Below are 13,766 nucleotides of genomic sequence, written 5' to 3'. Positions count from 1 at the left end.
CGATGACGACCTTTAGCCTGTCCGGAGCCTTCGCCCGCATGCGCCAGACCAAGCCCGCCTCGCTCGCCGCCGCCCTGGCCACCTCGGTCCTGTTGCTGTCGGGCTGCGCGGAACTGCGGGCGCCGCGCCCCAGCCAGCCGCTGCCCACCGCGCTGCTGCCGCCGAATGTGGAGCCGCTGCGCGCGGCCGCCCGCATGGCCGCCGCCGATTTCGCCGACCAGGGTAGCCGCTTGCAGGGCCGCCCCGCCGAGACGGCGCGCGCCGTCGGCCGGCTGGAATGGCTGACGGCCACGCTCTCCACCGACCCGCGCTACAGCGCCCTGCCGGAAGGCGTGGCCATGTCGCTGCGCGCCGGCGCGGCCGAGGCGCGGGCCAACCTGGGCATGGTGGCGGATACGCCCCCGGCCCAGGCCACCGCCGTGCTGACCGAGATCGCGCGTGCGATAGATGCTGGCGCCACGCCGAGCTTCCCGGCCTCGGTCTTCCCCGCCGGGCCGGAGCGGAGCCTGCAGCGGCTACAGGCGCCGGGACCTTTCCCGCAGGCCGGCATCGCCACCGGCCAGGCCGCCGAGGCCATCGCGGCGGCGGACCGCCAGGGCGGCTGGAAGCCCACCACAGGCCAGTCCTCCTTCTGACCGCCGCTTAACCCTGCGGTAATCCGGCCGCCGCATCCTGTGCCTCCATGAACAAAGGAGGAGCGGACAATGGGCTTGTGGCGCAACTCGGTCAGGACCCGCATCGGCCTGGCCATCCTGGCGGCGAGCCTCGGTGCCTCGGCCCTGCTGTTCGGCCTGAACGCCATGCAGCGGGCGGAGTCGGCGCGGGACGAGATGGCGCAGGCGGTCGAGCTGCGCCGCGCCGCCCTGCGCACCGCGATGGAGGAGGAGAAGCGCCTCGCCGCCGCCCTGGCCGGTGCGCTGGCCAGCACGCCGCAGGTGGCCGCCGCCCTCCTGGCCGGGGACCGCGCCGCGCTGGAAGCGCAGGTGAAGCCGGTGCAGGCCCTGCTGGTGCAGCGCTTTGGCCGCGTCATCCTGACCTTCTCCCGCGCGCCGGGCGTCGTGCTGCACCGGGCGCATGACCCCGCCGCGCATGGTGATGAATATGCCAGCCGCCGCACCACGGTGCGCGAGACCTACCGCACCGCCCACCCTGTCGAGGGGCTGGAGCCGGGGCGGGACAATATCAGCGTCTTCGCCGATGCGCCGGTGCTGGGGCCGGACGGCAAGGTCGGCGCCGTGGTCGATCTCGGCATGGCCATCGGGGACAATCTGGCGGCGCGGGTGAAGCAGGCCACGGGTGCTGACATCACCTTCTTCCAGAAGCGCGGCGATGGCTTCGCCGCGATCGGCTCCACCCTGGGCGGCCGGGCGCTGCTGCCGCCGGCGGTGCTGACCGGCGCCCTTTCCGCCCCGGTGCAGGCGCAGGCGGTGCTGGACAACCGCCGCCGCGTGGCGGCCGCCGAGCCGCTGCTGGGCCTGGACGGGCAGGTGCTGGGCATCGTGGAACTGGGCATCGACATGGAAGCGCGCCTGGCTGGCGCCGACGAGGATGACCGCGACGCGCTGCTGGCGACGCTGGCGGCGGCGGTGCTGGCCCTGCTGGCCGGCTGGCCCATGGCCTCCCGCCTCGCCAGGCCCTTGCAGGCCCTGGCCGGTGCGGCCCAGGCCCTGGCCGCCGGCAGGACCGGCATCGCGGTGCCGGGGCGGGAGCGCCGGGACGAGATCGGCGAGGTGGCGCAGGCCATGGAAGTGCTGCGCCAGGGCACCGAGGAAGCCGAGGCCCTGCGCGCCGCCCAGGCCGAGAGCCGCGCCGCCGGGGAGCGGGAGCGGCGGGAGGCGACGCTGGCCCTGGCCGGGCAGGTCGAGCGCTCCATCGGCAAGGTGGGCGAGGAGCTGGCCCAGAGCGCCGCGATGCTGCAGCAGCGGGCGCAGGGCCTGGCCGGCAATATCAGCCTGGCCGGAGAGCGTGGGGAAGGGGCCGCGCGCGGCGCCCATGCCGCCGCCGGCAATGTGCAGACCGTGGCGGCGGCGGCCGAGGAGCTTTCCACCGCTATCGCCGAGATCACGCGCCAGGTGGCCGATGCCGCCAGCGTCGCCCGCCGCGCGCTGGAGCGCAGCCAGGCGGCGGATGCCACGGTGCAGGGCCTGTCCGACAGTTCCCAGCGCATCGGCGATGTGGTGCGGCTGATCGGCGATATCGCGGGCCAGACCAACCTGCTGGCGCTGAACGCGACCATCGAGGCGGCGCGGGCGGGCGAGGCCGGCAAGGGCTTCGCCGTGGTGGCCAGCGAGGTGAAGTCCCTGGCGGCGCAGACCGCCAAGGCGACGGAGGAGATCGGCAGCCAGATCGCCACCATGCAGGGGGCGGCGCAGGGTGCGGCAGAGGCGATCGGCGCCATCGCCGGTGTGATCGCGGAGATGGACCATATCGCCGGCAGCATCGCCGCCGCCGTGGAAGAGCAGGGGGCCGCAACACGCGAGATCGCCCGCAACGTGCAGGAAGCCGCCAGCGGCACCGACCGCGTGACCAGCGAGGTGCAGGCCGTCAGCCACGCCACCGGAGAGGCTGCGGCGGCGGCGGCGGGGCTGCATGAATTGGGCAACGAGCTGTCGCGCCAGGGTGGCGCCCTGCGCAGCGAACTGAAGGGGCTGCTCTCCAACCTGCGGAGTGCCTGATGGGGTGGTGAAGTGGTCCCCGGCTCTGGCGCTGGCCACCCTTTGTCGGGCAGGTTGACGCCCGACGAATCGTATGGAGCCGTGACCATGAAACGACGCCATTTTCTTGCTGGCGCCGCCGCCCTGCCCATGCTGGGTGGCGCGTCGCTGTCTCGCCCGGCGCTGGCCCAGGGCAATGCGGCGCATGTGCTGCGCTTCATTCCCCAGGCCGATGTGACGATCCTGGACCCGCTGGCCACCACCGCCTATCCCACGCGCAACCACGGCCATATGTGCTGGGACACGCTTTACGGCATCGACGAGAATTTCGTGCCGCAGCCGCAGCTGGCGGAAGGCCATACGGTCGAGGATGACGGCAAGCGCTGGACCTTCACGCTGCGGGAGGGCCCGACCTTCCATGATGGGGAGAAGGTGCGCGCGCAGGATGCCGTCGCCTCCATCAAGCGCTGGATGGCGCGCGACACCATGGGCCAGACGCTCGCAGCGCGCGTGGACGAGTTCCGCGTGCTGGATGACCGCCGCTTTGAGATCCGCCTGAAGCGCCCCTTCGGCCTGATGCTGGACGCGCTGGGCAAGGCTTCGTCCTATCCCTGCTTCATCTATCCGGAGCGTTTCGCCAACCAGGACCCGACCAAGCCCTTCACCGAGGTCGTGGGCTCCGGCCCCTACCGCTTCGTGGCGGGGGAGCGGGTTTCGGGCGCGCAGCTCGTCTACCAGAAGTTCGACAAGTATGTGCCGACGCCGGTGGGCAAGCCCAGCATGGTGGCCGGCCCGAAGCTGGCGGAATTCGAGCGGGTGGAATGGAAGGTCATCCCCGACCCCGCCACCTCCGCCGGCGCCGTCCAGGCCGGCGAGGTGGATTGGTGGGAGGTCGTGCCCTCCGACCTCAATGACCTCGTCGCCCGCGCGCGGGACGTGGTGCTGGACCGCATCGATGCCAGCGGCACCTATGCCAGCCTGCGCCTGAACCACCTGCACCCGCCCTTCAACGACCCGGTGGTGCGCCGCGCGCTGCTGAAGGCGGTGGCGCAGGAGGATTTCATGGCCTCCGTCGCCGGTGAGGAGAAGAACTGGCGCGCCGGCGTCGGCTGCTTCCCCGTCGCCAGCCCGCTGGCCTCCGATGAGGGGATCGCGGCACTCACCTCGCCGCGCGACATCAACGGCGCCAAGGCCGAGATCGCGGCGGCCGGCAAGGGCGGCGCCAAGGTCGTGGCCCTGCATGCGACCGATGTGGCGAACCAGAACGCGCTGATGGCCGTCGGCGTCGACATGCTCCAGAAGGTCGGCTTCGACGTGGAGGACGCGACCTCCGACTGGGGCACGCTGCTGCAGCGCCGCCAGAACAAGAACCCGCCGAGCCAGGGCGGCTGGAGCGCCCTGGTCGCGCTGTTCAGCGGCATGGAGTTCAACAACCCCTCGGGCCACCTGTTGCTGCGTACCAATGGCGACAATGCTTGGTTCGGCTGGCCCAACTCGGAAAAGCTGGAATCGCTGCGGGACGCCTGGTTCGATGCGCCCGACATGGCGGCGCAGAAGGTTATCGGCCGGCAGATCCAGGCGCAGTTCTTCCAGGATGTGCCCTATGTGCCGCTGGGGCAGTATTTCGTGGACAGCGCCTATCGCAAGGGTCTGGTGAATATCCGCCGCGGCATTCCCCTGCCGCTCAACGTGAAGCGAGGCTGAGCTACGGGCCGCCGGGTGCCCCGCACCCGGTGGCCGTTTCCCCCGCTGGCTTCCGCCAAAGCTGCCGAGACCTCTAAAGGCAAAGCTCAAGCCAGGATATTTCAGCTTTATTGCAGCCCGCCGCAGCGGCGATGAGAAATTTCCGCTTCATTTCGGAACAGGCAATTCCGGCATTTTATCGGATAAAATAATCCGGCACGCTTTTTTGGGTTGTATTTCGGGCTGGATCGACCATCTTGGTGTTGTCAGTCTCGTTTGGTCCGGCCTGTTCTCTTCGCTCGTTATGGGCTGCGAGCTTGGTGTCCGTCTTCTCGAAGTTGATCCGCGCCACGATGTCGTAGTGCGGCACACCTGTCATGAACGGAACATCATCATGGCCAAAGGCACTGTTAAGTGGTTCAACACGACCAAGGGCTTCGGCTTCATCCAGCCGGATGACGGCTCCAAGGACGTGTTCCTGCACATCTCCGATGTCCAGCGCGCCGGCCTCGACGCCCCGCAGGAAGGCGACAAGCTCACCTATGAGCTGCAGCAGGGCCAGCAGGGCAAGGTTTCTGCCACTGCGCTGAAGCAGGCCTAAAGACCGGATGGGCGGCCTCGCGCCGCCCATTGGCGACCATGCCGGGAAGCAGCGCCCAAGCGCTCGCCCGACAGGCGCCGAAGCCGGTGTGAGCGGAAGCTCTCCGCTGACCGGCTACGACCCGCGCCCGATGCCGGACAACAGATCTGGATGGGCGCCAATCAACGAAAGAAAAAAACATCATGAATTATCTTTCCACACAAGTATCCACTCACGCCCAGCCCGCCTTGCCGCGTGGCCCGGTGGCACAGCCCGCCAATTGGCACCCGGCCGAGCCTGCTGGCCTGACGGTCGAGGAGATCCGCCGGATCGTGCTGGACGTGCTCGGCTAAGCCCTCGGCGAGAGGGTCGCGCGGGCGGCCCCGTCGTCGCCCCGCCATACCCGCGCGAGGATTGCACATGCCACAGCAGCACAACTTCATCATCGGGCAGCGGCTGGAGCTGGTTCTTGGCCGGCTGAACCCGAGTGCGCCGAGCGGCACCTACACCATCGTCCGCCTGCTTCCGAACGACGATGGCGACCGTGAATACCGCATCAAGCACGACCGCGACGGTCATGAGCGCGTCGTGCGCGAAAGCCAGCTGCGCCGCGTGGCGACGCCGCTGATCTGAGGCTCAGCAGGCCTCAGGCAGGAAGACGCGGCTCGGCGCCACGAATTCCTCCTGGGCCGCGACGGTCAGGATCTCACGCGACCCGGCTTCCGAGGTGCGGCGCAACAGCCCGTAGATCGAGGAAGCCGCCGCCGCGGCGGCCGCGGCCGCCGAGCCGGTCTTGATCCGGTGGAACAGGAACAGCGCCGCGATGGCGTCGCCCGCCCCGTTCACCGAGATCGGCAGCATGGGGGTGCGGATGCGGTGGAACTCACCGCCCTCGGCCGCCAGCAGCTCGATCTGGTCTTCCGGCGTTTCCGCCACCTGCAAAGATGTCACCAGCACGGCACGGGGCCCGGTCTCCTGCAGCGCCGTGACGGCCGCCTTGGCCTCGGCCAGGGTGGTCACCGGCAGGCCTGTCAGGTGCTCCAGCTCGAACTGGTTGGGGGTGATCAGGTCGGCCGCCGGCACCGCGCGGTCGCGCATGAATTCCGGGATGCCGGGGCGCACGAAGACGCCGCGCCCTACATCGCCGATCACCGGGTCGCAGCAATAGAGCGCGTGGGGATTGGCGGCCTTGGCGCGGCTCACCGCGTCCAGCACCGCCTCGCCAATCGCGGCATCGCCCATGTAGCCGGAGAGCACGGCATCGCAGCGGGGCAGGGCGCCACGGTCCTCGATCCCCTGCACCAGGTCCCGCACCAATTCGGCGCCGAAGACCTGGCCGCGCCAGGTGCCGTAGCCTGTGTGGTTGGAGAACTGCACGGTGTTCACCGCCCAGACCTCGGCCCCCAGCCGCTGGAGCGGGAAGACGGCGGAAGCATTGCCGACATGCCCGTAGGAGACCCAGGACTGGATGGACAGGATGTTCATGCGCGGTGCCTTCCTCGGATACGGCCGCGGAAGGTCTAGGATCGTGTCGCCAGGGGGTCAATCGGGCGGAAATCCGGCCTCGGTTGTTGCGCCTGGGTGCCGGGCCGGGCTAGAAGCGCCGCTTCGTGCGGCCGGTCGGCATCGGCTGCTCCATATCTATTGGAAAGTTCCCGGCATGAAGCCCGATATCCACCCCGACTACCACGAGATCAACATCATCATGACCGATGGTTCCACCTACAAGACGCGCTCCTGCATGGGCGCGGCGGGTGACACCCTCCGTCTGGATATCGATCCGAAGTCCCACCCGGCCTGGACCGGCGTGCAGCGCGTGATGGATACGGGCGGCCAGATCGCCAAGTTCAACAAGAAGTTCGCCGGCATCGGGGCCCGCAAGAAGGTCTGAACCTTCCCCCGATTTTTTCGCGAAAACCTGGAACGCCGCCTCTTGATGCAAGGGGCGGCGTTTTCCATATCGGCCAGTGCCAGCGATGCCCTGTTGAGGGGTCGCCGGCGCGGTCGGATGCACCATGGGTCGCCCGGATGGGGGCCCGAATCGGAATCCCGGCCGCCCCAGCAACGGACTTTTGCTCCTTGAGGAGAGTTCGATGATGACCGCTTTTGATCCGTCTCCGCTGTTCCGTTCCGCCATTGGCTTCGATCGCCTGTCCCGTCTCGTGGACAGCGCGCGCGCTGCTTCCGAGGGTTCGGCCTATCCGCCGTACAACATCGAGAAGACGGGCGACGACGCCTATGTGCTGACCATGGCCGTGGCCGGCTTCGCCGCCGAGGACCTGGAGATCACCGCGCAGGACAATGTCCTGACCGTCTCCGGCAAGGCTGCGCCGACCGCCCCTGAGCAGGAGCGCCGCTTCCTGCACCGTGGCATCGCCGGCCGTGCCTTCGAGCGCCGCTTCGTGCTGGCGGACCACATCCAGGTGCAGGGCGCCGATCTGGCGAACGGCCTGCTGCATGTGTCCCTGAAGCGTGAGGTGCCGGAGGCCCTGAAGCCCCGTCGCATCGCCATCGGCAGCGGCCAGCCGGCCGAGCGCCCGGTGATCGAGGGCAACAGCAACGGCCAGCAGGCGCTGGCGGCCTGACCGACACGGTTGGCCTGAACTGAAAGCGGCCGGGGTGACAACGCCCCGGCCGTTTTTTGTGCCGCCCCCGCTTGTGCGGGCCGCCGCGCTGCGGAAACTGCCGGGCATCATGCCGATTCCGCCCACCACCCGCGTGGTCCTGGCCCTGGGCACCGCGCAGACCCTGGCCTGGGCTTCCTCCTACTACCTGCCGGCGATCCTGGCCCGGCCCATGGCGGCCTCGCTGGGCCTCTCCAGCGCCACGCTCTATGGCTTCTTCTCGGCCGCGCTGCTGCTCTCCGCCGTGCTGGGGCCCTGGTTCGGCCGGCTGGTGGACCGGCATGGCGGGCGCGGCGTGCTGCTGGCCTCCAACCTGATCTTCGCGGCGGGGCTGGGCTGCATGGCCCTGGCGCAGGGGCCGCTGGTGCTGGGCTTGGCCTGGGCGCTGGTAGGCGTCGGCATGGCCTGCGGCCTGTATGAGACCGCCTTCGCCACCCTGGCCGGGCTGTTTGGCAAGGCGGCCAAGGGGCCAATCACCGGCATCACGCTGATCGCCGGCTTCGCTTCCACGCTGGGCTGGCCGCTTTCCACCTGGATGGAGGCGGAATGGGGCTGGCGTGGTGCCTGCGCGGTCTGGGCGCTGCTGCACCTGCTGCTGGGCCTGCCGCTGCAACGCTGGCTGGTGCCCGCCGCGCCGCTGCCCGCCGCCAAGTCTGTGGCGACCGTGGAGGCGGAGCAGCCGGCCCTCCGGCATGCCATGGCGGTGCTGATCTTCTTCTCCGCCGCCGTGACGGTACTGGCCGCCGCCATCGGCGCGCATCTGCCGGCGCTGGTGCTCGCCTCCGGCGCGACGGCGGAGCAGGCGCTGCTGGCGGCCTCGCTGATGGGGCCGGCGCAGGTGGCGGCGCGGCTGCTGCAATTCGGGCCGCTGGGCGGGCTGCATCCGCTGGTACTGGCGCGGCTGGCCTGCCTGGCGCAGCTCTGTGGCGGGCTGGCGCTGCTGGTCTTCGGGGCGCCCGCGGCCATTGGCTTCGTGCTGCTCTGCGGCGCCGGCAATGGCTTGCAGACCATCGCCAAGGGCACGCTGCCGCTGGCCGTCTTCGGACCCGCCGGCTACGGCGGGCGGCAGGGGTTGATCGCGGCGCCCGGGCTTATCCTGCAGGCGGGAACGCCAGTGGGCTTCGGCATGCTGCTGGCGGCCTGGGGGGTGCTCTCGACAGCCGCCATTGTCGCCCTGGCCCTGGCGGCGTTGCTGTCGCTTCTCTTGTTGAGCGTGCGAGACGGAAACCGCTCCGGCTGACTTCATCTTCCGCCGGCCTGGACCATCGCCGGGCGCCTGCCGGGCTGGGTGGCGAAGACGAAGGACGCGATGCCAGGCAGGCCAGCCACTCCTCGGTCCCGCGTGACCGGGCGCCACGGCACGGATGGCCTCACATCTGCGACAGTACCGGCCCCGCATGAAGCAACCGGCGCTGACAGGCGCGGGGGCCGTGCTCCATGCTCTCCCATCACGATGCCGGTTCCACGGCACGCGGAGGAGGAAGCACGACCATGAACAAACCAGAATTCCTGGGCAGCCCCGCCACCATCTTCAAGCAGCGCTACGGCAACTTCATCGGCGGCCAGTGGGTGGAGCCGGTGGGCGGCCGCTATTTCGAGAATACCTCCCCCGTGACGGGCCAGAAGCTTTGCGAGGTCGCGCGGTCCGATGCGCAGGATATCGAGCTGGCGCTGGATGCCGCCCATGCCGCCAAGGAATCCTGGGGCCGCACCAATGTGGCCGAGCGTGCGCTGCTGCTGAACCGGCTGGCCCAGGCCATGGAGGACAATCTCGACCGTCTGGCCCGCGCCGAGACCTGGGACAACGGCAAGCCGATCCGCGAGACCACCGCCGCCGACCTGCCGCTGGCCATCGACCATTTCCGCTATTTCGCCGGGGCGGTGCGCGCCCAGGAAGGCACGATCAGCGAGATCGACCACGACACCGTCGCCTACCACTTCCATGAGCCGCTGGGCGTGGTTGGCCAGATCATTCCCTGGAACTTCCCGATCCTGATGGCGGTGTGGAAGCTGGCGCCCGCCCTGGCCGCCGGCAATTGCGTCGTCATCAAGCCGGCGGAGCAGACGCCCGCCTCCATCCTGGTGCTGGCGGAGCTGATGGCGGATATCCTGCCGCCGGGTGTGGTGAACATCGTCAACGGCTTCGGGCTGGAGGCCGGCAAGCCGCTGGCATCCTCCAACCGCATCGCCAAGATCGCCTTCACTGGCGAGACGACGACCGGCCGGCTGATCATGCAGTATGCCAGCCAGAACCTGATCCCGGTCACGCTGGAGCTGGGCGGCAAGTCGCCGAACATCTTCTTCAAGGACGTGGCGGCGGAGGATGACGATTTCCTCGACAAGGCCATCGAGGGCTTCGTGATGTTCGCGCTGAACCAGGGCGAGGTCTGCACCTGCCCCTCCCGCGCGCTGATCCATGAGAGCATCTACGACCGCTTCATGGAAAAGGCGCTGAGGCGCGTCGAGGCCATCGTGCAGGGCGACCCGCTGGACCCGGCCACGATGATCGGCGCCCAGGCCTCCAGCGAGCAGCTCGAGAAGATCCTGTCCTATATCGACATCGGCAAGCAGGAAGGTGCGGAGGTGCTGACCGGCGGCGCGCGCAACATGCTGCCGGGAGAGCTGGCGGGCGGCTATTACGTCAAGCCCACGGTCTTCCGCGGCCATAACCGCATGCGCATCTTCCAGGAGGAGATCTTCGGGCCGGTTGTCTCGGTGACCACCTTCAAGGACGATGAGGAGGCGCTCTCCATCGCCAATGACACGCTCTATGGCCTGGGCGCCGGCATCTGGACCCGTGACGGCACGCGCGCCTACCGCTTCGGCCGCGCCATCCAGGCCGGGCGCGTCTGGACCAACTGCTACCATGCCTATCCGGCCCATGCGGCCTTCGGCGGCTACAAGCAGTCCGGCATCGGGCGGGAGAACCACCGGATGATGCTGGACCACTACCAGCAGACCAAGAACATGCTGGTCAGCTACGCGCCCAAGAAGCTGGGCTTCTTCTGATGGAGGCGGCGGTGACCGGGGAGAGCATGCCGGAGCGCGTCACGGCCACCTCCGCCGCCCTGGCGCTGCTGGCGGAAATCCAGCAGCGGCACGGCCCCGTGCTGTTCCACCAGTCCGGCGGCTGCTGCGACGGGTCATCTCCCATGTGCTACCCGCAGGGGGATTTCATTATCGGCGACCGGGACGTGAAGCTGGGCGAGATCGGCGGCGCGCCGGTCTATATCGGCGGCGCGCAGTATGAAGTCTGGCGCCACACGCAGCTGATCATCGACGTGGTGCCGGGGCGCGGCGGCATGTTCTCGCTGGACAATGGCACGGAGCGGCGTTTCCTCACCCGCTCCCGCGCCTTCGATGGCAGCGAGATCTGCCGCCTGCCGGGCTAGTTACTTCAGCTCCTGCTCCACCAGCTGGGCGAGGTAGCCGGCGCCCAGCGGCAGCAGGTCGTCGTTGAAGTCGTAATGGATGTTGTGGACCGGCGTACCGCCCTTGTCGCCGCCGTTCTGCCCGAACATCACATAGGCGCCCGGGCACTTCTCCAGCATGAAGGCGAAGTCCTCGCCGGCGGTGATCGGCGGCTCGTCCGGCAGCACCGCATCCTGGCCCAGCAGCGTGGCGGCGGCGAGCGCGGCGCGTTCCGTCTCCAGCGGCGTGTTGATGGTGGGCGGATAGGCGCGGCGGTATTCGATATCGGCGGTGGCGCCGAAGGCGGCGACGGTGTTCTCCACCACGCGGCGGAAGGCGGGCTCCATCGCGTCCCGGATCTCCGGCTTCAGGGTGCGGACGGAGCCGCGCAGCTCCACCGCATCCGGGATGACGATGTCGGAGGTTCCGCCATGGATCTGGCCGATGGAGATCACCGCCGTCTCCAGCGGGTCGATGTTGCGGGACACCACCGTCTGCAAGGCGCCCACCACCTGTGACGCCGCCACCACCGCATCCACGCCCAGATGCGGCCGCGCGCCATGCGTCGCCTTGCCGCGCACGGTCACGGAGAAATAGTCGATCGCCGCCAGCATGGTGCCGGCATGGACGGAAACCTTGCCCAGCGGCAGGCCGGGCTCGTTGTGCAGGCCATAGACGGCATCGCAGGGGAAGCGCTCGAACAGCCCGTCGTCGATCATGGCCTTGGCGCCGGCCAGGGATTCCTCGGCGGGCTGGAAGATCAGGTGCACGGTGCCGGAGAAGTCGCGCGTCTCGGCCAGATACTTGGCGGCGCCCAGCAGCATGGAGGTATGCCCGTCATGGCCGCAGGCATGCATGCGGCCCGGCGTGGTGCTGGCATGGGGCAGGCCGGTGGCTTCCGTCATCGGCAGCGCATCCATGTCCGCCCGCAACCCGATGGCCCGGTTGCCACCGCGCTTGCCGCGCAGCACGCCCACCACGCCGGTGCCGCCCAGGCCGGTATGCACCTCGATGCCCCATTCCCGCAGCTTCTCGGCCACGATGGCGCTGGTGCGGTGCTCCTCGTAGCCCAGTTCCGGATGCGCGTGGAAATCGCGGCGCCAGGCAGTCATCTCGGGGGTCAGGGCTTCCAGGTGCTGGCGCAGGCTCATCCGGCTCTCCTTTGCGGTGGGGACGGGGCAGCTTCCCGCTCCTGGCTGGGTGCCGCAAGGGGCGGAGGCTTCTTCGCACTTGCGTTATGGAGCCGCCGCGCCCATATGACGCCCAGCCGGACGATCCGGCCGCGTCCTGGTCGCGTGAAAGGTGCCGCAGCTGCGGCAGCCATGGCCAGGACCTTCGGGCATGTCACAGACGCCCGGACTTCCTTTTTCCCGGTACGACCCATCCACGCGGGGCGTCCTGACCCGCTACCCTCCGGTGCGGCCGTCATGGCGCGCATCGGCCCTGGATGATGCATGACCGATTTCGCTTCCCTCGGCCTCGCCGAGCCTATCCTCCGCGCCCTGACGCAGGAGGGTTACACCACCCCGACCCCGATTCAGGCCCAGGCCATCCCGCATGTGCTGGCGGGCCGCGACCTGCTGGGCATCGCCCAGACGGGCACTGGCAAGACCGCCGCCTTCGCGCTGCCGCTCCTGCACCACCTGGCGGACCGCAAGGCCCCGGCGCCGCGCGGCGGCTGCCGCGTGCTGATCCTGTCGCCGACGCGTGAGCTGGCTTCGCAGATCCACGACAACATCAAGTCCTATGGCCGCTTCCTCGGCCTCAGCACCGCCGTGATCTTCGGCGGCGTGGGCGCCCGTCCGCAGGTTGACGCGCTGCGCCGTGGCGTGGATATCCTGGTGGCGACCCCGGGCCGCCTGCAGGACCATGTGCAGACCGGCGCCGCCAAGCTGCAGGGCACCGAGGTGCTGGTGCTGGACGAGGCCGACCAGATGCTGGACCGCGGCTTCTGGCCGGCGGTGAAGCGCCTCTCCTCGGTGATGAGCAAGAACCGCCAGACGCTGTTCTTCTCCGCCACCATGCCCACCGAGATCGCCAAGATCGCCGGCGAGATGCTGAAGGACCCGGCCAAGGTCTCCGTCACGCCCGTGTCCTCCACGGCCGAGCGGGTGGAGCAGAAGCTGATCCACCTCGACGCCAGCATGAAGCGCGTCGTGCTGTCCGAGATGCTGCGTGAGCAGGGTGTCGGCCGCGCGCTGGTCTTCGCCCGCACCAAGCATGGCGCCGACCGCGTGGCCAAGAACCTGAATGCCGACGGCATCAATGCCCATGCCATCCACGGCGACCGCAGCCAGGGGCAGCGTGAGCGCGCGCTGGCCGACTTCCGCTCCGGCCGCGCCTCGATCCTGGTGGCGACCGATATCGCCAGCCGCGGCATCGATGTCGATGGCGTGACGCATGTCTTCCAGTTCGACCTGCCGGACACGCCCGAGGCTTATGTCCACCGTATCGGCCGTACCGCGCGTGCGGGCGCCAGCGGCGAGGCCGTGACCTTCTGCGCGCCGGACGAGGTGGTGAAGCTGAAGGCGGTCGAGAAGCTGATCGCCATGAAGATCCCGTCCGAGGACCGCCGCAGCGATGCCGGCCGCGCCGAGGCCGCCGCCGCCCAGCCGAAGCCGCAGCCGCAGCGCGGCCGTGGTGGCCGCCCGGGTGGCGGTGGCCAGGGTGCGCCCCGCCAGGGCGCCCCGCGTGGCGGCAATGGCGCCGGCCGTGGCGCTCCGCCGCGTGCCGCCCGTGGCGGTGCCGAGGGCCAGCGCAAGGACCGCGCCTGGCGCGAGAGCGACTTCCGCGACGGGCGCTGAGCCCGGCGCA

General features: G+C 69.6%; 15 protein-coding genes. 12 read left to right on the top strand and 3 right to left on the bottom strand.

From position 1 onward, the window contains the following. Positions 1 to 38 precede the first annotated feature (38 nt). The 3 genes from EBE87_RS20140 (at position 39) to EBE87_RS20130 (ending at position 4,358) form a co-directional block, all read left to right on the top strand. A complete protein-coding gene (locus EBE87_RS20140) occupies positions 39 to 635 on the top strand; it encodes a hypothetical protein (RefSeq protein ID WP_147426009.1) in 597 nt (198 codons plus the stop codon). Between the two features lie 69 nt (positions 636 to 704). Then, entirely contained in the window at positions 705 to 2,675 is a 1,971-nt protein-coding gene (locus tag EBE87_RS30355) for a methyl-accepting chemotaxis protein (RefSeq protein ID WP_122140110.1), read from the top strand. Between the two features lie 87 nt (positions 2,676 to 2,762). Beyond that, positions 2,763 to 4,358 (top strand): ABC transporter substrate-binding protein, encoded by a 1,596-nt coding sequence (locus EBE87_RS20130; RefSeq protein WP_120640077.1) that lies wholly within the window; start codon positions 2,763 to 2,765, stop codon positions 4,356 to 4,358. A 175-nt stretch (positions 4,359 to 4,533) separates the two neighbouring features. On the opposite strand, the gene EBE87_RS28705 is transcribed toward EBE87_RS20130, so the two are convergent. Then, complete coding sequence (locus EBE87_RS28705; protein WP_147426159.1) at positions 4,534 to 4,716, bottom strand: hypothetical protein; 183 nt, start codon at positions 4,714 to 4,716, stop codon at positions 4,534 to 4,536. A gap of 15 nt (positions 4,717 to 4,731) precedes the next feature. Between EBE87_RS28705 and EBE87_RS20125 the strand changes: the two genes are divergently transcribed. The 3 genes from EBE87_RS20125 (at position 4,732) to EBE87_RS20120 (ending at position 5,550) form a co-directional block, all read left to right on the top strand. Beyond that, positions 4,732 to 4,938 carry a cold-shock protein gene (locus EBE87_RS20125; RefSeq protein ID WP_120640076.1) on the top strand — a complete coding sequence of 69 codons (207 nt, stop codon included), beginning with the start codon at positions 4,732 to 4,734 and terminating at the stop codon, positions 4,936 to 4,938. Positions 4,939 to 5,120: 182 nt separating this feature from the next. Next, a complete protein-coding gene (locus EBE87_RS29090) occupies positions 5,121 to 5,270 on the top strand; it encodes a hypothetical protein (protein ID WP_158600996.1) in 150 nt (49 codons plus the stop codon). A gap of 67 nt (positions 5,271 to 5,337) precedes the next feature. Continuing rightward, positions 5,338 to 5,550 carry a hypothetical protein gene (locus EBE87_RS20120; RefSeq protein WP_120640075.1) on the top strand — a complete coding sequence of 71 codons (213 nt, stop codon included), beginning with the start codon at positions 5,338 to 5,340 and terminating at the stop codon, positions 5,548 to 5,550. A 3-nt stretch (positions 5,551 to 5,553) separates the two neighbouring features. Here EBE87_RS20120 and pdxY read toward each other — a convergent pair whose 3' ends face one another. After that, on the bottom strand, positions 5,554 to 6,402 hold the full coding sequence (gene pdxY, locus EBE87_RS20115) for a pyridoxal kinase PdxY (protein WP_120640074.1): 849 nt from the start codon (positions 6,400 to 6,402) through the stop codon (positions 5,554 to 5,556). Between the two features lie 175 nt (positions 6,403 to 6,577). Here pdxY and rpmE point away from each other — a divergent pair, with 175 nt between their 5' ends. The 5 genes from rpmE to EBE87_RS20090 all read left to right on the top strand — a co-directional run bounded on the left by rpmE (position 6,578) and on the right by EBE87_RS20090 (position 10,933). Further along, on the top strand, positions 6,578 to 6,808 hold the full coding sequence (gene rpmE / locus EBE87_RS20110) for a 50S ribosomal protein L31 (RefSeq protein WP_120640073.1): 231 nt from the start codon (positions 6,578 to 6,580) through the stop codon (positions 6,806 to 6,808). 205 nt (positions 6,809 to 7,013) lie between these two features. Next, complete coding sequence (locus EBE87_RS20105) at positions 7,014 to 7,502, top strand: Hsp20 family protein (RefSeq protein ID WP_120640079.1); 489 nt, start codon at positions 7,014 to 7,016, stop codon at positions 7,500 to 7,502. Between the two features lie 109 nt (positions 7,503 to 7,611). Then, a complete protein-coding gene (locus EBE87_RS20100; protein ID WP_120640078.1) occupies positions 7,612 to 8,781 on the top strand; it encodes an MFS transporter in 1,170 nt (389 codons plus the stop codon). Positions 8,782 to 9,032: 251 nt separating this feature from the next. After that, positions 9,033 to 10,550, top strand: a complete 1,518-nt coding sequence (gene adh, locus EBE87_RS20095; RefSeq protein WP_120640072.1) for an aldehyde dehydrogenase — start codon at positions 9,033 to 9,035, stop codon at positions 10,548 to 10,550. A gap of 11 nt (positions 10,551 to 10,561) precedes the next feature. Beyond that, entirely contained in the window at positions 10,562 to 10,933 is a 372-nt protein-coding gene (locus EBE87_RS20090; protein ID WP_408887744.1) for a DUF779 domain-containing protein, read from the top strand. Here EBE87_RS20090 and EBE87_RS20085 read toward each other — a convergent pair whose 3' ends face one another. Next, the gene (locus EBE87_RS20085) at positions 10,934 to 12,103 is read right to left on the bottom strand and encodes a M20 aminoacylase family protein (RefSeq protein ID WP_120640070.1); all 1,170 of its coding nucleotides are present in this window, start codon (positions 12,101 to 12,103) and stop codon (positions 10,934 to 10,936) included. It abuts the gene before it with no gap. A 303-nt stretch (positions 12,104 to 12,406) separates the two neighbouring features. On the opposite strand from EBE87_RS20085, the gene EBE87_RS20080 reads away from it, so the two are divergent. Further along, on the top strand, positions 12,407 to 13,756 hold the full coding sequence (locus EBE87_RS20080; protein WP_122140109.1) for a DEAD/DEAH box helicase: 1,350 nt from the start codon (positions 12,407 to 12,409) through the stop codon (positions 13,754 to 13,756). The last annotated feature ends 10 nt before the right edge of the window (positions 13,757 to 13,766 follow it).

This window comes from Teichococcus wenyumeiae, assembly GCF_003696345.1.
GTDB classification, from domain to species: domain Bacteria; phylum Pseudomonadota; class Alphaproteobacteria; order Acetobacterales; family Acetobacteraceae; genus Pseudoroseomonas; species Pseudoroseomonas wenyumeiae.
The sequence above is the reverse complement of the archived record's forward strand: the minus strand, read 5'-3'. Positions and strand labels throughout refer to the sequence as shown.